General features: G+C 42.3%; 22 protein-coding genes. 16 read left to right on the forward strand and 6 right to left on the reverse strand.

All coding sequences use genetic code 11. The annotated features are described in order from the left end of the window. Nucleotides 1-58 precede the first annotated feature (58 nt). The 3 genes from ACVRZ8_RS05635 (at nucleotide 59) to ACVRZ8_RS05645 (ending at nucleotide 2,501) form a co-directional block, all read left to right on the forward strand. A complete protein-coding gene (locus tag ACVRZ8_RS05635; RefSeq protein WP_447448338.1) occupies nucleotides 59-634 on the forward strand; it encodes an NADPH-dependent F420 reductase in 576 nt (191 codons plus the stop codon). A gap of 9 nt (nucleotides 635-643) precedes the next feature. Then, nucleotides 644-1,501: a VOC family protein gene (locus ACVRZ8_RS05640; protein WP_447448339.1), complete on the forward strand. Its 858-nt coding sequence runs from the start codon at nucleotides 644-646 to the stop codon at nucleotides 1,499-1,501. Between the two features lie 247 nt (nucleotides 1,502-1,748). Next, nucleotides 1,749-2,501: a hypothetical protein gene (locus ACVRZ8_RS05645; protein WP_447448340.1), complete on the forward strand. Its 753-nt coding sequence runs from the start codon at nucleotides 1,749-1,751 to the stop codon at nucleotides 2,499-2,501. An 81-nt stretch (nucleotides 2,502-2,582) separates the two neighbouring features. Here the strand turns inward: ACVRZ8_RS05645 and ACVRZ8_RS05650 are convergent, their stop codons facing one another. Next, nucleotides 2,583-3,080: an HXXEE domain-containing protein gene (locus ACVRZ8_RS05650; protein WP_447448341.1), complete on the reverse strand. Its 498-nt coding sequence runs from the start codon at nucleotides 3,078-3,080 to the stop codon at nucleotides 2,583-2,585. 123 nt (nucleotides 3,081-3,203) lie between these two features. Here ACVRZ8_RS05650 and ACVRZ8_RS05655 point away from each other — a divergent pair, with 123 nt between their 5' ends. From ACVRZ8_RS05655 to ACVRZ8_RS05690, 9 genes are all read left to right on the forward strand, one after another. Next, a complete protein-coding gene (locus ACVRZ8_RS05655) occupies nucleotides 3,204-3,743 on the forward strand; it encodes a TetR/AcrR family transcriptional regulator (protein WP_447448342.1) in 540 nt (179 codons plus the stop codon). Between the two features lie 231 nt (nucleotides 3,744-3,974). Then, nucleotides 3,975-4,322: a sensor histidine kinase gene (locus ACVRZ8_RS05660; RefSeq protein ID WP_447448343.1), complete on the forward strand. Its 348-nt coding sequence runs from the start codon at nucleotides 3,975-3,977 to the stop codon at nucleotides 4,320-4,322. A gap of 15 nt (nucleotides 4,323-4,337) precedes the next feature. Further along, on the forward strand, nucleotides 4,338-5,156 hold the full coding sequence (locus ACVRZ8_RS05665) for a Cof-type HAD-IIB family hydrolase (protein ID WP_447448405.1): 819 nt from the start codon (nucleotides 4,338-4,340) through the stop codon (nucleotides 5,154-5,156). A 71-nt stretch (nucleotides 5,157-5,227) separates the two neighbouring features. Next, complete coding sequence (locus tag ACVRZ8_RS10800; protein WP_522732254.1) at nucleotides 5,228-5,455, forward strand: DUF6198 family protein; 228 nt, start codon at nucleotides 5,228-5,230, stop codon at nucleotides 5,453-5,455. A 797-nt stretch (nucleotides 5,456-6,252) separates the two neighbouring features. Continuing rightward, nucleotides 6,253-6,708, forward strand: coding sequence for a ferritin-like domain-containing protein (locus ACVRZ8_RS05670; protein WP_447448344.1), 456 nt, complete (start codon nucleotides 6,253-6,255; stop codon nucleotides 6,706-6,708). Between the two features lie 92 nt (nucleotides 6,709-6,800). Further along, nucleotides 6,801-7,241 (forward strand): peptide-methionine (R)-S-oxide reductase MsrB, encoded by a 441-nt coding sequence (msrB, locus tag ACVRZ8_RS05675; protein ID WP_447448345.1) that lies wholly within the window; start codon nucleotides 6,801-6,803, stop codon nucleotides 7,239-7,241. 60 nt (nucleotides 7,242-7,301) lie between these two features. Continuing rightward, the gene (gene msrA / locus ACVRZ8_RS05680) at nucleotides 7,302-7,808 is read left to right on the forward strand and encodes a peptide-methionine (S)-S-oxide reductase MsrA (RefSeq protein ID WP_447448346.1); all 507 of its coding nucleotides are present in this window, start codon (nucleotides 7,302-7,304) and stop codon (nucleotides 7,806-7,808) included. A gap of 323 nt (nucleotides 7,809-8,131) precedes the next feature. Further along, nucleotides 8,132-8,905 carry a nucleotidyltransferase domain-containing protein gene (locus ACVRZ8_RS05685; protein WP_447448348.1) on the forward strand — a complete coding sequence of 258 codons (774 nt, stop codon included), beginning with the start codon at nucleotides 8,132-8,134 and terminating at the stop codon, nucleotides 8,903-8,905. A 103-nt stretch (nucleotides 8,906-9,008) separates the two neighbouring features. Continuing rightward, nucleotides 9,009-10,052, forward strand: coding sequence for a zinc-dependent alcohol dehydrogenase family protein (locus ACVRZ8_RS05690; RefSeq protein ID WP_447448349.1), 1,044 nt, complete (start codon nucleotides 9,009-9,011; stop codon nucleotides 10,050-10,052). 95 nt (nucleotides 10,053-10,147) lie between these two features. Here ACVRZ8_RS05690 and ACVRZ8_RS05695 read toward each other — a convergent pair whose 3' ends face one another. Further along, on the reverse strand, nucleotides 10,148-10,855 hold the full coding sequence (locus ACVRZ8_RS05695; RefSeq protein WP_447448350.1) for a MerR family transcriptional regulator: 708 nt from the start codon (nucleotides 10,853-10,855) through the stop codon (nucleotides 10,148-10,150). An 8-nt stretch (nucleotides 10,856-10,863) separates the two neighbouring features. After that, nucleotides 10,864-11,769, reverse strand: a complete 906-nt coding sequence (locus ACVRZ8_RS05700) for a DUF2268 domain-containing putative Zn-dependent protease (protein WP_447448351.1) — start codon at nucleotides 11,767-11,769, stop codon at nucleotides 10,864-10,866. Between the two features lie 711 nt (nucleotides 11,770-12,480). Between ACVRZ8_RS05700 and ACVRZ8_RS05705 the strand changes: the two genes are divergently transcribed. The 3 genes from ACVRZ8_RS05705 to ACVRZ8_RS05715 all read left to right on the forward strand — a co-directional run bounded on the left by ACVRZ8_RS05705 (nucleotide 12,481) and on the right by ACVRZ8_RS05715 (nucleotide 15,539). Continuing rightward, a complete protein-coding gene (locus ACVRZ8_RS05705; protein WP_447448352.1) occupies nucleotides 12,481-13,629 on the forward strand; it encodes a low temperature requirement protein A in 1,149 nt (382 codons plus the stop codon). Between the two features lie 101 nt (nucleotides 13,630-13,730). Further along, nucleotides 13,731-14,546, forward strand: a complete 816-nt coding sequence (locus tag ACVRZ8_RS05710) for an oxidoreductase (protein ID WP_447448353.1) — start codon at nucleotides 13,731-13,733, stop codon at nucleotides 14,544-14,546. Nucleotides 14,547-14,555: 9 nt separating this feature from the next. Then, on the forward strand, nucleotides 14,556-15,539 hold the full coding sequence (locus tag ACVRZ8_RS05715; RefSeq protein ID WP_447448355.1) for a helix-turn-helix domain-containing protein: 984 nt from the start codon (nucleotides 14,556-14,558) through the stop codon (nucleotides 15,537-15,539). Nucleotides 15,540-15,896: 357 nt separating this feature from the next. On the opposite strand, the gene ACVRZ8_RS05720 is transcribed toward ACVRZ8_RS05715, so the two are convergent. From ACVRZ8_RS05720 to ACVRZ8_RS05730, 3 genes are read right to left on the reverse strand one after another with little or no spacing between them, the layout of a single operon-like run. Next, nucleotides 15,897-16,508, reverse strand: a complete 612-nt coding sequence (locus ACVRZ8_RS05720) for a TetR/AcrR family transcriptional regulator (protein ID WP_447448356.1) — start codon at nucleotides 16,506-16,508, stop codon at nucleotides 15,897-15,899. Nucleotides 16,509-16,547: 39 nt separating this feature from the next. After that, nucleotides 16,548-17,654, reverse strand: a complete 1,107-nt coding sequence (locus ACVRZ8_RS05725) for an ABC transporter permease (protein ID WP_447448358.1) — start codon at nucleotides 17,652-17,654, stop codon at nucleotides 16,548-16,550. A 1-nt stretch (nucleotide 17,655) separates the two neighbouring features. Continuing rightward, complete coding sequence (locus ACVRZ8_RS05730; RefSeq protein ID WP_447448359.1) at nucleotides 17,656-18,375, reverse strand: ABC transporter ATP-binding protein; 720 nt, start codon at nucleotides 18,373-18,375, stop codon at nucleotides 17,656-17,658. 257 nt (nucleotides 18,376-18,632) lie between these two features. Here ACVRZ8_RS05730 and ACVRZ8_RS05735 point away from each other — a divergent pair, with 257 nt between their 5' ends. Continuing rightward, the gene (locus tag ACVRZ8_RS05735) at nucleotides 18,633-19,001 is read left to right on the forward strand and encodes a VOC family protein (RefSeq protein WP_447448406.1); all 369 of its coding nucleotides are present in this window, start codon (nucleotides 18,633-18,635) and stop codon (nucleotides 18,999-19,001) included. Nucleotides 19,002-19,120 lie beyond the last annotated feature (119 nt).

Consider the following 19,120-nt stretch of genomic DNA (forward strand, 5'->3'; position numbering starts at 1 on the left):
GCTTTATAAAATGTAACTTATATAGTTACAACGTTGATTTTTTAAGGAGGAAGACATTATGTCAAAGGTTACAATTTTTGGTAAAGGAAATATGGGAACAGCCATCGGAGGTCTGTTTGAAAAGGCAGGTCATGCGGTTTCTTACATTGGATCAGAGGATAAGGAAGCTGCTGTTGGTGATTTAGTGGTGCTGGCAGTGCCCTATCCGGCTGTTGCAGGAATCTTAGAAAATTACGGTAAGGGGTTTGAGGGGAAGGTCGTTGTTGATATTACCAATCCTGTTGATTTTGAGACTTTTGATAATTTAGTTGTACCGTCCGACAGTTCTGCGACAGCAGAATTGGCAAAAGCAGCACCAGATGTTCGTTGGGTCAAAGGTTTTAACACGAATTTTGCTGCAAGTCTGGTAACAGGTCAGGTGGCAGGCAAAGAGACAGCACGTGTCATGCTGGCCTCAGATGATGAAGAGGCAAAAGCAGCAGTGGCAGAGGCTCTGGCAGGCAGCGGCGTTGGTATGCTTGATGTGGGCGGTTTGAAACGGGCACGCGAATTAGAAGCGTTTGGCTTCCTGCAAATTTCATTGGCAGCACAGGAAAAGATTTCATGGACTGGCGGCTTTGCCGTTTTAGATTAAGGAGGCGCAATGGTTTACGCATATGATTCCAAAATCCGTCTGGGAGAAGTTGTTCTTAACGTTCATGATTTGGAAAAGCAGGTGGCTTTTTACAGTGACGGTATCGGTTTTAAAGTCTTGAAGCAGACAGGAGAAGCGGCTTATCTAGGCTTGGCTGGCTCAGATGAGGTTCTCATGCGACTGGTCAAAACAGCTTTGCCGGCTGAAGATAATTATGGTCTTTACCACACGGCTATTCTGGTGCCTGACCGTCTCAGCCTTGGAGCGGCACTGAAACATTTAGTAACGAACGGCCTGCCGCTGACCGGCGGTGCTGATCATGGCTACAGCGAAGCTATTTACCTAAACGACCCAGAAGGCAATGGCATCGAGATTTATCGTGATAAGCCAATGGCAGAATGGGATATTCGTGAGGACGGGCGCATTATTGGTGTGACCGAGGAGCTGGATGCTGATGGGGTTCTGGCAGAAGCTCCGGACTGCGATTCGTTCACTCTGAGCGAGGGGACCGTCATCGGGCATGTGCACTTGAGTGTCAAAAATGCTATCGCTTCGTCCAAGCTTTATCAGCGTGTCTTTGATTTGGGTGACAAGATGACTATCCTGTCGGCTTCTTGGATCGCCTCTGGGAATTATCACCACCAGCTGGCCTTTAACCAGTGGGCGGGGTCTCATTTGGCTAAACGCCGGAAAGGGTTGCCAGGTCTTAACTATCTGACCGTCTATCTTGCTGATGAGCTTTTCTTTAAGGCGGTTTTGAAAAAGGCGGTGCTTTATGGCCTGACAGTGCTTGAATCCTCAGAAAGGGAGTTTTGGCTGGAAGACAGCGACGGTATTCAAACGCGGGTTATCTTGGAAAATCTATAGGAAAGCTGACTGGATGTGAGCTGCGCCTGGGAAAATTTAGTAAAAAGTTTCTGTATTGCACAGGACTGGATCCTTTTTATGTTGTTTTGATGCCTTTGCTGCTGCAGTATAAATTACCGCAGTTTCTGCCTCAAATCTGCCTCAGTATTCTCATAAAATCACCGAGATTTTGGGAAAAAGCTGCGCTATAATACGAGCATGAAGAAGTTAAGTGATTTTGGAAAATTTTAGAAGAGAGGTAACTCTTATGGAAAACACAAAATCATTCAATCTTAAATCAGCTCTTGTACTGGGTGCATTGGGGCTTGGGTTAGCCGCTGGCGGAACAGCTTTTCTGGGCAGCCAGCAGGTCAGTGCAGAATCCGCAACTGAGACGACAGCAAGTTCGACTAGTGAAGAAAACTACACTGCCGCGCAAGAAAGACAAGAAATCTTATCAGCAGTCAGCTCTTCTAAGAACTTGACAGAAGATCAAAAAACAGCTTTTACTAAGGCAACAAATGAAGCCGCACAGTATGACAATACCTTTGACAGCCTGAACAGCCAACTGACTCAGCTTGAAAATCAGTATTTGTCAGATTACAACAAGGCTTATGACGCTGCCTTTTCGGATAATGAAAGCACTTGGAACAAATTTGACAACTCTCTGTCAGACACTGATGACAAGACTTCAGATAATGCGTCATCAGATAGCAATTCCTCAAGCAATGAAGACGATACGGCCTATTGGACTAAACAAATCAATGAATCAACCAGTCTGACAGATGCTGAAAAATCTGCCTTGACTACCGATCTTAAGGAAGCTGCTCAAGTTGATTCAACCTACTCAGCACAACTGACAGCTTTTGACAATGCTGCTTCAGATTTGTATACTCAGTATGAAACAACTGAAAAATCAGTTGAGGCCATCTACACCAAATACGGTGTAACCGATGACATGTGGCATACTCTGTATGCCAATGATACAGTAGCCACAGACAGCTCAGCTGCTAACAAATAGCAAGTTTATTTCGATTTTTTGTCTCTATTTTGATTCATTGTGCTATTCTTAAAAATAAATGGATGATTGGCTGTGTGCCAATCATCTTTTTGCATAGGCAGCTAAATACTGCTCAAATTTGGCCATCATTTTGTGCAGCATGATGAGATTGAGGTAAGTCAGCAAAAAGACAGGAAGGAAGTAAAAAAGCGTCTCCCAGCTGCTTTGCCAGTAATGGCTGATAATCAGATACATGACAGGAAGCTGCAAGGCTGCACTCAGTACTCCTGGCACGTAGCCTTTGAACCGCCAGCACATGACATAATGCATTAAAAAGTGACTGGTATAAGCCAGACAAACAGCTAAATAAAGCAGCGACAAGTGAGACAATTGGCTGATTCCTGAGAGGAACAGTAAGATAATGAATTCCTCCAGCACGGCGATGGAAAAAGCGGCTGTATGGCTTGTTTGTCCGAAGTAATTTTTGGAAAAGCTTCGCGTCCGTTGGCGTTTCTTCCAATCAGAGACCATTATGATCTCCTCAAAATCATGCAGGATAAAAAGAATGGGCAGCATCCAGTAATCAAAAAGTATGGACATGACATTTCTCCTTTGTGAAAATTTCTTTTTTTGCTACAATCAGTCTAAACCTTTGAACAGCAGTGTTCAAGAGGAATCAAGCAAAGAGGACAGATTGGCCGATCTGTCACGGAAAGGTGAAGAATGACTCAAAGAACGACTGATACGAAAAATCGCTTGGCACAAGTTTTTATCACCAAGCTGGCTAAAGACAGTTTCAGAGAGATTACTATAGCTGAAATTGCGGCTGATGCCGGCTGTTCCAGAAATACGTTTTACAGGCATTTCAAGGATAAGTATGATCTGCTGGCTTACTTTTTTAATCAGCTGCTTGAAGCTTATCTGCTGGAGTTAGAAAAACAGCAGCCCCGTAATTTTGAGCAGCTCTTGGTGGTTTATTTCAGTTTTTGGAAGGCACAGGAGCAGTTTGTTTGTTTACTGAGACAGCAGCATTTGCTGACTTTCGCCTTGGATCTTTATAGTCAGAAAATGCTGGCTTTTCTTGAGACTTCAGACCTTGCTTGGCATCGGTCTCCTGACGATGAGCGATTGGTTTTACTCTTAACGACGGGTGGCTGCTGGAATATTTTAAATTATCATTTGCAAAAGGATCTGGATATTGAGCCAGAACTGCTAGCGCATGACATCTGCCGGCAGATAAAGCATTTTCAGTTTTTCTTGTGAAGCAATCAATAGCAGAAGTTTCTGTGATAAAATGAGGCATTGGCCTTTTTCAATATCCGAAATATTTTTTGCCACAGTTCTGCCGCAGCTTTCTCGCAGATTGACCGAGAAATCGGAACAGGCTTTAGTTATAATACTTTTTGACGGCAGTTGGTCATTGGCTGTCGTTTTCTCCTGTGTTTATGTTATGATAGTAGAAGAAAATTGGCTGTCCAAAAAGAAAGGAGTCCTATGGCTAAAGTTTATGTTGCTGATGACGAGAAGAACATCCGTGAGCTGATTGAGCGCGCCTTGACTAATCTTTTATCCAATGCGCTGCGTTATGCCAAAACCCTGATTAAAGTTTCCACCAAAAGGGTCGGTCATCAGCTGCAAATCACCATTGCTAATGATGGCGCAGCCATTTCTCCAGAAGATCGCAACCACATCTTTGAGCGCTTCTACAAAGGAGCAGGCGGGAATTTCGGGATTGGGCTGGCCATGACCAAGGATATCGTTGAGCGCCACGGCGGAAAGATTGAAGTAGTGTCAACAGCGGCAGAGACTCAGTTTATCATTTACCTGCCCATGGATGAGTAAAAAGGAGTGACTATGATGTACCAACTTATTGCATTTGATATGGATGGGACGCTTTTGACCAGTCAAAAGACGATTGCCCCAAGCAGTTTAGAAGCTATAAAACGCGCACATGCAGCTCGTAAACAGGTAGCTCTGTCAACAGGGCGTTTTCTCTCAGAACTGGCTATCTATAAAGAGCAGCTCGAAGGCATTCGTTATGGCGTTCTTGCAAGCGGGGCTCTTGTGTATGATTTTGAAAAAGAGCAGATTCTATCTCAGCAGATGTTGCCTAGTCGGATTATCGATAAGATTAGGGCAATAGCAGAGCCAGAAAATGTGATGGTCATGGGAATGATTGATGGCCAAGGCTACCTTCAGCGTTCTCACCTAGAGGCAATTGCGGACTACCACATGGAAGATTATGCACCGCTTTACCAGCAAACAGCTGTTTTAGTAGATGATATCTATGAGCTGCTCACCAAAGAAAGAGATAATTTTGCCAAAATAGATATGTATTATCTAAGGGCTGATGAGCGTGACCGTGCCTATGATGAGCTAAGTACAGAAAACATCGCTGTCGTTAAGGCAGAAGAAAGCGGCCTTGAAATCACTGCAAAAGGTGTTGAAAAAGGACAGGGTCTAGCCTTCTTAGCTCAGCAGCTTGCTATTCCTTTGTCACAAATCATTGCCGTTGGTGATGCAAATAATGATGAAAGCATGATTCGTGAGGCTGGCTTAGGGATTGCCATGGGAAATGCCAATGCCATGATTAGGGATACAGCGGATGTCCTTGTCTCAGATAACGATAGCGGCGGCTGTGCCCAAGCAATTGATGATTATTTGTTAAAGGAATAACTAGACGTCATCTTATCATAACAACGATCCTGCGGGGAAGGTTAAAAAGGGAAGATGGGTTTAAACGCTTGATGATTTCTTGCCTAGATGTATTTATCTTGGATTTAGAAATAGTACTCAATATGAAAACAAAACTGGGAGTTTCTTTAATATCTTCTGTATCTTTTGTACTCAGTGAGATCAGCTTTTTAACCTTGGGACAAACAACGATGATATCATCTGCCTTTTATGTCTTAGTCCAAGTGATACTCCTAAAAAAGCTGACCTTGAAGATCCTTCTGCAATTCCTTTCTTTTTGACCGTTGGTTAGGTTTTATCTCTTTTCATTTTATCTAGTCTCTTCTTCACTTGGTGCTTGCCATTATAATCACGATCTTTGGCACTATCTCGTTGGAGCTATGATTTGTCTGAGGTTGGGCTTTTTGCTCAGCCTCTTAGTTTTGCTCCATTAGCTTCTCCTCTTCATGTCGTAACTGGCCGCAGATAGCTTGAGGCTGAGACAAAAAATTTCGGATGGCAAAAATCAGGAATCTGGAACAATAGAACTCTGACTCATTTTGCGGATAAACACAGCATTGCTATGGTCTTTACAGGGGTAAGTCATTTTAGGCATTAAAAATGATAAGAAGCGAAAATATCTTTGCTTCAGTCCTGAGACAAACTTCTTTTTGAGGTTTGTCTTTTTTAGGTTTTAGATTTTATCGTCCTTCAAAAACTTGTTTTAACTAATACTCAAAGAAAATCAAAATCAGACTAGGCAACGTCTTAAGAAAATCCGCTAATGCTGGATTTTCTACGCCAAGCTCCATGGAGCTGGCTAAAGACCTTACTAGCTCGTTGGTGAAATAATATCGATTTCACCTCCTCGCGTCGCAACGAGCCGCAGGTAGCTCAAAAGGTCTGGGGAGCTTTTGAGGTTATGGCAATAAGGAAAGCTTGCCTTTCCTCAAAAAGTACGGCAAGCTGAAGTCAACGACGTATAGTATAAAATCTAAGTTTAATTAGTTGACATTCTTATAAGAGGGGAGTAGGATTACTGTCATCATCATTTTTGGTTCCTATGGAACTTTATTTTATAGAAAGAAGAGGTCACACAATGAACAAATCTCAAATTATCGCATTTTTACAAGAACTGGTCAATGATATGTTCCGCCAAGCTAATATTCATCAATTAGTTGCGATTCAATTCGGTGCACAAGGCTTTTCAAAACTAGAAAAGAAATATCAGGATCACGCTAATGAAGAACGTGATTTTGCGCAACAATTTGCTAATCGCATTCTAGATCTGGGTGGCCAATTATCACTGACAGCCACTGAAGGCGAAACAATTCCGACAGCACCTTTGGAATGGCTTAAGGCTGACTACCAAGCATCTAAAGATGGTTTTGCTGCTTTGGCTGATATCCCGAAAGCTTTGGCCTCAGACCTTACAACCTATGATCTTTTCAAAGACTACTATAAAGACGAAGAAGAGAATCTCTACTGGACAGAAAATCAGCTCAACTTGATTGAAAGCATTGGCTACCAAAACTGGTTGGTCACTCAACTCTAAAACTAGACGACTTTATGAGTGTGAGCTATATCTTTGTCCTTTTTAGGAAAAAAGTAGGATAGCTCATCATAAGAAATAAAGGAGGAATACTTATGACTGAAAGTAAAGAAGAATTGCAGGCTCGCATCGGTGATTTGGCCTATGAAGTCACGCAACATAATGCAACGGAACGAGCTTTTACAGGCCAATATGATCACTTCTTTGACAAAGGCATTTACGTTGACATTGTCAGTGGGGAGCCTCTCTTTTCATCGCTAGATAAGTATGATTCTGGTTGTGGCTGGCCGGCCTTTACAAAACCGATTGAAAATGACATGGTGACTAATCATGAGGATCGCTCCTTTTTTATGCGCCGCACGGAGGTTCGTAGTCGTCAAGCCAATTCACATCTGGGGCATGTCTTTCCTGATGGGCCAAAAGAGGCTGGTGGACTTCGCTACTGCATCAATTCGGCTGCGCTAGAGTTCATTCCTTACGATGAACTAGAGGAAAAAGGATATGCTGATTATAAGAATCTTTTCAAATCGGAATAGCCTTTACCAATTGACAGAATCATTTTCTTTTCTATAGGGTATGCTTAAAAGGAGGATAATATGAAAACGATTTACCTAGCAGGCGGTTGCTTTTGGGGTGTTGAGGGCTACTTTGACCTGATTGAGGGCGTTGTTGATACGACAGTTGGTTATGCTAATGGCCGCTCCGCTATCACAAATTATGCTATCATTAGTATCACAGATCATGCCGAAACCCTCTCTATCACCTATGACCCCTCCATTATCACTTTAGAAGAGCTCTTACAGCATTATTTTCGCATCATTGATCCTTTTTCTGTTAATAAGCAGGGCAATGACATTGGTCGTCAATACCGTACAGGTATCTATTACACAGATGACGCTGACAGAGCTGTCGCTGAAACTGTGATGAATCAAATCAGTCGCAACTATCATAATAGACCATTAGCCGTTGAACTGGCACCGCTTAAACATTTCATTGAGGCAGAAGAATACCATCAGGATTATCTGGAGAAAAATCCTGGGGGCTATTGCCATGTTGACCTCAATTTGGCTAGAGTTCCATTGGATAATGAGTTAAGACTATAAAAAAATAAGGCGAAAGCCTTTTTTTGAGTTTTATGCAGGTTTTATTTAAGCCGTGAAATTGCCCACTGTGGCTATTATAGCGCTATAATTCCTCAAGCCAGCAGAACAAGGACAGCTGTCCGTATGGCTATTGCCAGATTGGAATTAATGCTTTTTGCCAAGATAAAATGCCAAGGCAGCCAACAGAGTGGAAAGCACGATAAATACTGCTCACATAAAAAACTCTTTATAAAACAAACTTTTGAAAAAAATCACAACAGGTCTTGGAAGTCCAGCTTGTCTAAATATATTATAATGATGTCAAAAAATGAAGGGAGACGCTTATGCCGCAAGAGATATTTGATGAACTAGCCCGGCTGGAATCAGTGGAAGCCATTGTTTTGGGAGGTTCACGAGCAGGTCAGGACTATGATGAGCAGTCAGACTATGATGTCTATGTTTATCTGACAGAGCCGTTTGACCAAGCCGTGAGGCAGCGTATTTTTGAAAAGCACTGTTCCTACATAGAGTACGGCAACAGTTTTTGGGAGTTAGAAGATGATGGCCTGCTGAACAATGGCATTGCCATCGAATTTATCTACCGCAATCTAGATGACTTTACTGGAGAGATTGCCTCAGTTGTCAGGGATTTTCAGGTTTACAATGCCTATACGACAGCCATGTGGTACAATCTGCTCAACAGTAAAATCATTTTTGACCGTAACCAGCGCTATGAAAAGCTGCAGAAGGACTTTGATCTGCCTTATCCTAAGGGACTGAAAGAAGCGATTATCGAGCGGCAGCAGGCTTTGCTTCAAACACATATGCCTGCCTTTCCTCATCAGATGAAGAAGGCCTTGCAGCGGGGAGATTTAGTGGCGGTCAACCATCGGACGGCAGAATTTTTGGCTTCTTATTTTGAGCTGCTTTTTGCGGTCAATGAGCTTGCGCACCCCGGCGAGAAACGCATGCTGACCTATGCTAAGCGCTGCTGCAGGCTCTTGCCGGCTGATTTTGAGGAGGATATGGCGGCGCTTTTTAATCACATATTTGATGAGCAAAGCACGCTTATTGCTGATAAATTGGTCACTGAATTGATGGCTTTAACCCTGCTGTAGACATCTTTCTCAGCAATGGCTTCTTTATTTGAGCGCAGAAATTGACAAATGAGTAAAAGTTATTTAATCTAGTCACAGTGATTTTTAAGAAGGAGAATAAATTATGAAAGTAGCCACATTTATTGAACCGGGACAAATGGTTATTGCAGAAACAGAAAAATCAAAAATTGAGCAGCCGACAGATGCAGTTATTCGTGTCGTTCGTGCTTGTGTCTGTGGCTCAGATCTCTGGTGGTATCGCGGTCAGCAAGATAAAAAGTCAGGGACTTTTGCAGGACATGAAGCGATTGGAATTGTCGAAGAAGTCGGATCTGAAGTGACCGATATTCAAGCAGGAGATTTTGTAATTGCTCCTTTTACGCATGGCTGTGGATACTGCGCTGCCTGCAAAGCTGGTTTTGATGGTTCCTGTCAAAACTACCAGTGGGGCGGTGAGCCTATTGGCTACCAAGCCGAATATTTACGCTTTAAAAACGCCAATTGGGCTCTTGTCAAGATCCCTGGTCAGCCATCAGATTATTCAGATGCTCAGTTAAACTCTTTTTTGAGTCTGTCTGATGTTATGGCAACTGGTTATCATGCTGCTAAAACAGCAGAAGTTAAGAAAGGTGATACGGTCGTTATCATGGGTGATGGTGCTGTTGGTCTTTGCGGTGTTATCGGAGCTAAATTGCTGGGAGCTGAGCGTATTATCGCTATGAGCCGATATGAAGAACGTCAAAAACTGGCGCTCGAATTTGGAGCAACAGATATTATCGCTGAACGTGGTGATGAAGCAGTGGCCAAAATCTTGGAACTGACTAATAATGCTGGGGCTGATGCTATTCTTGAATGCGTCGGGACGGAGCAGTCGGTTGATACAGCAGTCAAAGCAGCACGTCCGGGTGCTGTTATCGGACGTGTAGGTGTTCCTGAAGATGCCAATATGGATACCAATCAGCTTTTCTTTAGAAATGTTGGGCTACGTGGAGGTATAGCATCTGTTACTGGTCCAGATAAGGAAATTCTCCTAGATGCTGTTTTATCGGGTGAAATTAATCCTGGTAAGGTCTTTACTAAGCGTTTTGCTTTGGATGATATTCAAGCGGCTTATGATGCTATGGACAAACGTGAAGCTATTAAATCTCTGATTCTTGTTTCAGAGTAAGTCAAAAGATGAACAGACGATTAAGCTGTTCATCTTTTTCTGTTTTAAGGAGAATAATGAATGAAAAAATTAAAGGAGCGTTTTGATTTTGGTACTTATTGCAAATGGTAAGCAACAGCGGCAGAAATGAATCTTGTCAGTCCAGGATTGCCATACTTAGCAAAATACGCTTTAAAACGTGAATCGCAGACATAGGACTTTGCAATATAAATCAAAACTTCATCTGAAAAATCACTGACCATCAGTAAGGCTGTTTTCCACTGTTCAACAGCTGCCGCTACTTCTGCTGCCGAAAGCGGTAAGTGACTGACTCGCTTAAATTCTTGGAAGACTTGGTCAAACTGCTGATTCATTTTTTGAGCATACTGAGTCTTTTCAACAGAATCAAGCTGTGCCTGCCGGTCTTGATAAGTTTGATAGGCTAATGTTCCTCCATAGCGGAGCTCTGCTTCAGCCTGATATTGGGAGTTCAATGGTTTTTCAAAGACAGCAAGATCAATCAGCGGCGCTCCAGCCAGAAAGTTTTCCAGTTCTGCCTTCTTTTTTTGTAAATCCTGAATTTTTTGTGCCAAGTTTGTCTGCTGCTCCTCTAAAATCGGACGCAAGTCCTCATCACTGAGTTTGAGTAAGGACTGGATTTCTTTGATAGAAAAATCCAAGGCTTTGAGAAAAAGGATGCGCTGCAAGTCAATCAAATCCTGCTGACTGTAAGTGCGGTAACCATTTGCCAACTTCCCAGCTGGCAGGAGACCGATTTGGTCGTAATAGTGCAATGTTCGCTTGGTCAGACCCGTAATGATCATGATTTCTTTTAGGGTATAGTCTCTGTCCAAAATTCTTCTACCTCCGCTAAGATTTCTGAAGCTGGCAAAAGCGTTGCTTCTTCAATGGATTGACCCGTTTTTGCTAAATAGTATTTTACCAAATAATAACCGCAGGCGTAACCTGCACAATAAGGCATGCCAACCCTGTCTTGCCCCATCATAGCAGCAATCTCATCACCATAGAGATAGGCAGTGATCTTCTGCATCCCTCTCACATCAAGGTGTTCATGCAGGAAAGGCTTAATCACTTGATTGAGCGTCTCCCAATCTGTCTTAGCTACCCAAGGTCCTAGGTTTTCTTCGCCATACATCTGAACAGCAAAATTCTCTGCTAGACCTTCAGCTACAATCATTTCCTTCAGAGAACCACCATCCCAGTCGATAAATTGATAGCGGACGTTATGATTGATTTCGTGAGCCAGCGCAGACTGGACACGATTTAACGTATCACAATTAGGCACTAAAGACAAGAAAATATAGCCGGGAATGCCGCCATCTCCGCTGTAACCATCATTAATCTGCAGCATGGGGGCAGTTGGATTGGCCAGTAAAGCCGTAAAGGTATAGTCTTGGACTGGCAGCTGAAAAGCATTAAATCTTGCCAAACTGTCTTGGATAGCTTGAGCACATTTTTCCCAAAAGTCATCATCCAAGCGGTCAATGCAAACTTGATGCTGATCTGTCAGCGTTTCAGGCATGAGGTGCATCCAAGAAAGCAGCAGCATGATGTCAAAACCGCCAGCCTGCTTAGCCTCATAAGGAATCCCCTGTTTGTAGAATTTTGGTTTAAAAGGTGCAAGTACTTGTTCTTTAAAATAAGATCTTCTTTCTGCCACAGGCATTTGCAGCAAATCACGATAAACCTTATCTGAACGAATGATATGAATGGTCATTTTATTTTCCTCCTATATCTGACAGTATAAAGGATGACGTAAGGTGACAGTCAAGTCATAATAATCAAACTGGCTAACATCTTAAGAACTTGTATTCATAAGAATTTTTGTGACAGTCTGCCTTAAGTGGTGGGGACGGCAGCGGCCGACTACATCGTTCCATGCCTAATTTTCGAGCCTAAGGTCTCGAAAATCCCCACGATTGCTGCCCGAAACGGGCAACAATCTCATCACCACGGCGGCAACTGTCGTCTTAGCGACCTTTCGGTCGCTTTTTTCTACCTATATCATTCAGATGAATTTTGTGAATACAGGTTCTAAGAGATTTTGTCTAGTTTATACTCTTTGAAAATCAAAACTATACTTTGTTGACTTCAGCTTGCCGTACTCCAGTACAGCCTGCGCTTTGTTGCGACGCGAGGAGGTGAAATCGATATTATTTCACCAACGAGCTAGTAAGGTTTTTAGCCAGCTCCATAGAGCTTGGCGTAGAAAATCCAGCATTAGCGGATTTTCTTAAGACGTTGCCTCGTCTAATTTTGATTTTCTTTGAGTATTAGTGTAACCTATTCAGTTCATTTTCCGGCTTTTTGTTGCTTCAGATACTGTCATTATTTCCAGTGACTAAAAACCTCGTGGGTCAAAGGAAGAGGCAGCAGGCTATAAATATGGTATAATGACAATCATTAACAGAAAGGATTGATTTTACAAGTGACATCACTGATTGAACATAAGCGGGTTGAGTTTACGGAACTCTTTTATGACTTGGTTTTTGTTTATGCGATTTCTAAAACGACAGGTCTCATTCATCATTTGCATGGTGGCGTTCTGGCTCCCTTAGCATTTCTTACCTTTTTGACCTGTCTTATCGTACTGGTCAATACTTGGATGTTGCAGACCATGTTTACCAATCGCTACGGGAAGAATTCTCTCTTTAACATGCTAACCATGTTTGCGGATATGGGTCTGCTCATGCTCTTGTCCAATATGTTCACCCTTCATTGGCAGAGTAACTTTTATTTCTTTGCTTGGGTGCTGGGGATTCTGTCCTTGACGCTTCTCCTGCAATATGGGGTACAGTATAGGCAGCCTAGCAGCAGCCCAGAGGACAAGGAGATGATAAAAGGCTTCTTTTACATCCTAGGAATACGATCAGGTGGCGTTTTTCTCAGTGCCCTGCTGCCTTATGATATAGCTATCTGGGTCTATTTTGCGGCAATCTTCATCTCCTTTGTTATGCCTCTCTTTTTTAGCAAGAAGATGAATCAGGTGCCCATCAACTTCCCTCACTTAGTGGAGCGGATTTCGCTTTTGGTTATTATTACCTTTGGGGAAATGATTATGGGGGTGGCTAATTTCTTCACGCCTGCCACCTTTAGTTTTAACTCAATTTGCTACCTCTTCATAGTCGTCTTTCTTTTCCTTTTTTACTTTGGAGAATTTGATCATGCCCTTGATGAAAGTAAAAAGACCTTAGGTATGCGGCTTATTTACAGCCATTACTTGATTTTTACAGGCTTGCTGATGATGACCGTCTCCATGACTTTCTTGTCGGAAAACGAGGTTAATCATCTCTTTGCTGTTGGCTTTCTTTATATAGGTCTTTTTCTATTTTTAATAGCTGTGCTCTTAAATGGCAGCTACAACAAGCCCGCTTATCAATGGACAAAAGACTATCTACTGAAAACAGCTGCGCTTTTTGTGCTTGGACTAGTCCTGAGCTTGACCTTTGCTGCTTCTAGCAATCTGGTCATCTACATCACCACCGCAGTCATCTTCCTCATCTGGCTAACCTTTATCCGCTTCTACCTCAAGCAGCACAAGGTATCGAAAGATGACCATGAAATTTATTTTATCTAAAATCTGTCACAAATTATCAACACCATGGCGTCTATTGTTGTGGTGTTTTTCCTTTGATGGGGTATAATAATAACATCAAATAAATCAAAAGAGGTAACAACATGTCAAAAGTCATTTTAATCACAGGAGCCAGCAGTGGGATTGGCTACCAAACAGCAGAAGAACTCGCTAGTCAAGGCCATATTGTTTACGGGGCTGCTCGTCGTGTAGATGCGATGGAACCTTTGAAAGCTAAAGGTGTTAAAGCACTTCGCTTGGATATTACAGATGAAGCTTCTATCAATGCTGCACTTGACACCATCATCAAGCAAGAAGGCCGAATCGATGTCTTGGTTAATAATGCCGGTTATGGTTCCTATGGTGCTATCGAAGATGTGACTATGGAGGAAGCCAAGGCGCAGTTTGAGGTCAATGTTTTTGGCTTGGCTCGCTTGACGCAGTTGGTCTTGCCTTACATGCGCCAGCAAGGTTCTGGGCGTATTGTTAACGTTTCTTCTATGGGTGGTCGTTTGACCAGCTATCTTGGGGCTTGGTATCATGCCACAAAATATGCTGTTGAAGCTTTCTCTGACGCCCTTCGTATGGAAACAGCTGATTTTGGTATTGATGTCTCTATCATCGAACCTGGCGGTATCAAGACGGATTGGGGCTTTCTTGCAGCTGATAAATTGGAAGCCTCTGCTAAGGGCGGTGCCTATGAAGCACAAGCAACCGAGGCTGCAACCGGCATGCGTAAGCAATATTCAGGTAACATGATGTCTGATCCTAAGATCATCTCTCGTGCTATCTCTAAGGCAGTCAACAGTCGCCGTCCCAAAGCTCGCTATCTGATTGGCTTTGGAGCCAAACCTTTGGTCTTTCTCCATGCCATCTTGCCAACACGTCTCTTCGACAAAATCATGAAAAATGCTAGTTAAGGAGCAACCATGAAATTACAAATGAGCCCTCAGTATTTCCAGTTTCTGGAAAGTATCGGTGTGGATTTTCAAACCCTTTTAGAAACAGCAGGTCTTCCTGATGGGACTTGGCAGACCGAGCTGAAACTCTCCACCTTGGACTATTACCATCTTTTAGTGGCTTTTGATAAATGGCTGAGCGATGAGCAGATTTTAGCCATGAGCCGCCTGAAAGACATTCAAATGTTTATGCCGCCCTTCTTTGCGGCGCTGTCTTCCAAAGACGGACTATCAGCTATCCAGCACTTTGGCAAATTTAAGAAAATCACAGGTCCGATTATTGTCGATATGGAGATGTTTGATGACTTGGTGCGCGTGACTTATCGTTACGATTATGCCGGACTCGATCTGCCGCGCTTTGCGGTGCTCAACGAGCAATATCTCTTGCTGGATATGATCCGAACAGGAACAGGACAAGAGATTAAACCTGTGCGCATAGGAACACCATTTGACTACAGCAAAGAAGTCATAGAAGCCTTTGGCTGTCACATTGAACAAATGGACGGCAATGAAATAGTCTTTCGCAAAGAAGATTTAGAACTGCCCTTTATCACGGCTAACAACATCATGCTGGACTACCTAGAGCCCCAGCTCAAGGAACGTTTGGCAGAGAATATTTCAGGCGAAAGCTTTACAGGTGTTGTCCAGCAAAAGCTCTATCAAGCCATTCCCAGCGGCGCTTTTTCAATTGAGGATATCGCTGCCAGCCTTGGCATCAGCAGCCGTACCTTGCAGCGCAATCTCAGCAGCGAAGGAACGAAGTTCAATCAGGAACTCCAAACCGTTCAAAAACTCTTAGCCCTCAATTATTTAAAAGATTCACAGCTATCCACAGACGAAGTCGCCTATCTGGTCGGCTACTCAGAGGTTTCCTCATTCTCCCGTGCCTTTAAAAAATGGACAGGCCAGACTATCAGTCAGTATCGGGAAGCAGCAGTTCGTAACGAATATTAAATATCCTAATTTATCCCAAAATAAGGTCAGACACTATGGACTGTCCTTATTTTTGTACTCTGTCAAAAATTTCTTCATATTTTTTTGTAAATATGATTTAGTTGGTTGTCAATAGCATGAAAAATTTATTTTCAGCCAAATGTTGGAAGACAAACGACTGAAAATAAAAAAATACAGTCAAATGTTGGAAGACAAACGACTGAAACAAAAAAATACAGCCAAATGTTGGAAGACAAATGGCTGAAATAAAAAAATATGTTCAAATGTTGCTTGACAAAAGGCAATAACAAATCAACTCAGCCAAATGTTTGGCAATCATTTCTTATTTTGAAACAGGAGCTGACATAAACCTATCATCTATTCTATTAATCTTAGAATATCCTTTTCAACTTGTTGAAGCGCTTTTTCTTCGTCCTGAATAGGAAGATCGAAGATAATTTCTTGGAGAACCAAGGTAACTAAGGGGGCATCCAAGCGACGGATGAAGTCAGTTTCTGACAATTTTGGATTTTGCCTGAGTGGAGCAATGGCAGTCATAAACAGATCAATGTTTTTGGCAACCTGTTCTTTTAGAATGACTTTTGCTTTTGGATTGGTCAAAAGTTCTTGGAGAAGAATCTTGACTAAGTTTTGATTGGCCTTTACAAAGGCGTAGCGGTCACGGACAATAAAGTGAATGAGTTCCTCTTTAGTTTTAAAAGCAGAGAGTTGAGAGATAAAATCCTGTCCAATGATTTCGGTCATTGGTCTTATGACAGCTGCTAGGAGTTCTTCCTTTGTCTTGAAGTATTTAAAGACTGTCGCTTGACTGACTCCAGCTGCTTGGGCAAGCTGAGCAGTAGATGTTCCATGGAAGCCATGCTGGGCAAATAATGTAATGGCAGCTAATAAGGTTTTACGTTTTCCTGCGGGCATTTTTGTAGTGGCTAGCCGTTCTTCAATGGATAGAATAAGACTGTTGTCAGACATAAGCGCTCCTTTTATCACACGATGTTGTTTTTCATTATATCATACTTTCCGATAGCGTTTTAGTCCGATAATATTAGCGATGGTTAGGAGGATTAAGAACACTAACAAAATGAGAATATCAAAAGAGATGTCAGTAATGCCTTTTCCGTACATCACTATCTTGGTTAAGGCCTCACCTGAGTAGGATAAGGGTAAAATCTTTCCAATGGCTTGTCCCCAGCTGCCCATTCCTTCTAAAGGCACGATGCCTGAGAAAAAAATTTGTGGCAGAACAACAACTGGGATAAATTGCATCATTTGAAATTCTGATTTGGCAAAGGTAGATAGGAGAATTCCGAAGGAGAGTGCTACTAAAGCCAAGATAAAGTTTACCAGTATCACATTAGCAATATTTCCAACGACTTCTATATCTAATAACCAGATAGTTGAAAAGACGATAACCACGGTCTGGATAATAGCTAAGATGCCATAGGAGATCATGTAACCAAAAACGAGGTCACTGCGTTTTACAGGTGTTGCCAGTAATCTTTCTAACGTTCCTGTCGTACGCTCATTAAGTAAAGCCATACCTGAAATAAGAAAGACAAAGAAGAAAACGATAAAGCCCATAATAATAGGAATAATCTTGGTAAAGAAGTCAGTATTAGAGTCGCCGTAATTGTAGTATTCCTTAATTTTGCTGCTTGTTTGACTTGTATTGACTAGGAGTTTGCTTAGGCTTGGGTTGGCGGCAGCAGCCTTTTTAATCTTTTCAAGGATTTGTTGGTTTTGAGAGCTGGTCAATAGAGGCTTTACAGCTTGCCGTGTGAGTGCTGTCTTTGAAGCATCAGTATTAGCGTAGGTAATGCTATAACGATTTTGATTCTTAACGAGAATGGCATCAACCTTTTGCTTATCCAATGCTTTTTTTGCTGCTGTTTTGTTTGTATATTCCTTTACTGAGATATGCTTGATCTTGTCTAAGGAAGTAACAAGGTCAGTATCAACATGAACCGCAGCAATTCTAGCCGAAGTTGTAGTGGTGGCTGAAAACATAATACTGACAAGCCACATAATCATGATGGGAGCGATAAACATCATGGCAAGCGTCCGTTTGTCGCGCAATAGTTCTTTTAAAACCTTTTTAGAAATTGCTAAAGTTCTCATATTATTCTTCTCCTTCGGCCTTTAAGAAGGCATCTTCAATACTTAACACACCAAATTGCTCTTTGAGTCCTTGTGGCGAATTGAAGGCGATAATCTCTCCGTGTAATAGCAGAGCGACTTTATCCGCATGCTCTGCCTCATCCATGACATGAGTTGTAATGAAAATGGAGCGTCCTTCCTGACGAATAAGTTCCAATTCAGCCCAGACTTTGCGACGAAGTGAGGGATCGATACCGACCGTTGGCTCATCCAAAACAAGGAGCTGAGGATTTCCAAGAAGGGCAATGGCAAGGGAAAGCCGTCTCTTCATTCCTCCAGAATAGTCGGAAACATATTTATTGAGGTGTTCTTTCAAATCGACCACATGCGCAAGATGATGAATTTGCATCGTTAATTCTTTTCTCGGAATCCCTTTCATCTGTCCAAAAAACTCGAGATTCTCCAATCCAGTCAGTGTCTCATAGAGTGCATCTGACTGTGCCATATAGCCAATTTGTCTCAGTATCAGACGGTTAGGCATTTGGGTACCAAGGATAAGAGCAGAACCGCTGTCTGCCTTTTCCATGCCAAGCATGGTCTTTATCATCGTTGATTTTCCAGCACCAGAGGGACCAATTAGACCGATAATCTGTCCCTTTTTTACTTCAAGTGTGACATCATTTAAAACAACCTGTTCAGAATAGACTTTCTGAAGGTTCTGTAATGCAATGATATTTTCCATAAACTAACCTCTCTAAAACGAGTGAGTGAATACTCACTTTTTATTGAACAAACTTATTATAGTGAGTGATCACTCACTTGTCAAGAGAAATTCTAAAAAAATTAATGACAGGAATAGATTTATTTTCAAAGGTTTGGCATTTTCCTTACCTGACAGTCGTATTTTCTACCAATCAAACGCATTTAAAGCCTATTCATTTGACAGCCCTGTCAGGCTCTGATAGACTGACACATACATTGATATTTAAAGGAGAAACCATGTTTTCTAAACAATTGACTATCATGCTCTACGTGGATGATGTGGCAGCTGAGCGCGACTTTTGGTCTTCTATTGGATTTGAGATTCTGTCTGAGTCCGAGGTCATGGGCTATCCGACTTTTGACATGACACCGCACAGGGACAGCACCGTTGCATTTACCGTCTATGCCAAGGACTTTATCCGTCAGGTATCGCCGGAAGTCTTGGACATGCAGCCGAGCCTGCTCTTTGAGGCCGAAGATTTGGAGAGCCTGCATGAAAAAGTGGCAGCCACTACAGATACAGTCAGCCCTATCCAGCAGGAGCCTTTTGCCAATTTTAATTTCGCCAGTCCAAGCGGACAGCATTTCGCGGTTAAGGGGATTTAAATCGATAATGGATCGTCTGCTTTGGCAGATGGTCCTTTTAAGATGCAAAAGTATTCATTTGCTAAAGTAGATGTCTGTTTGAATAGATGGGAAATATAAGTTGATTTTTTACTAATTAT

Source organism: Streptococcus dentiloxodontae (assembly GCF_053206925.1).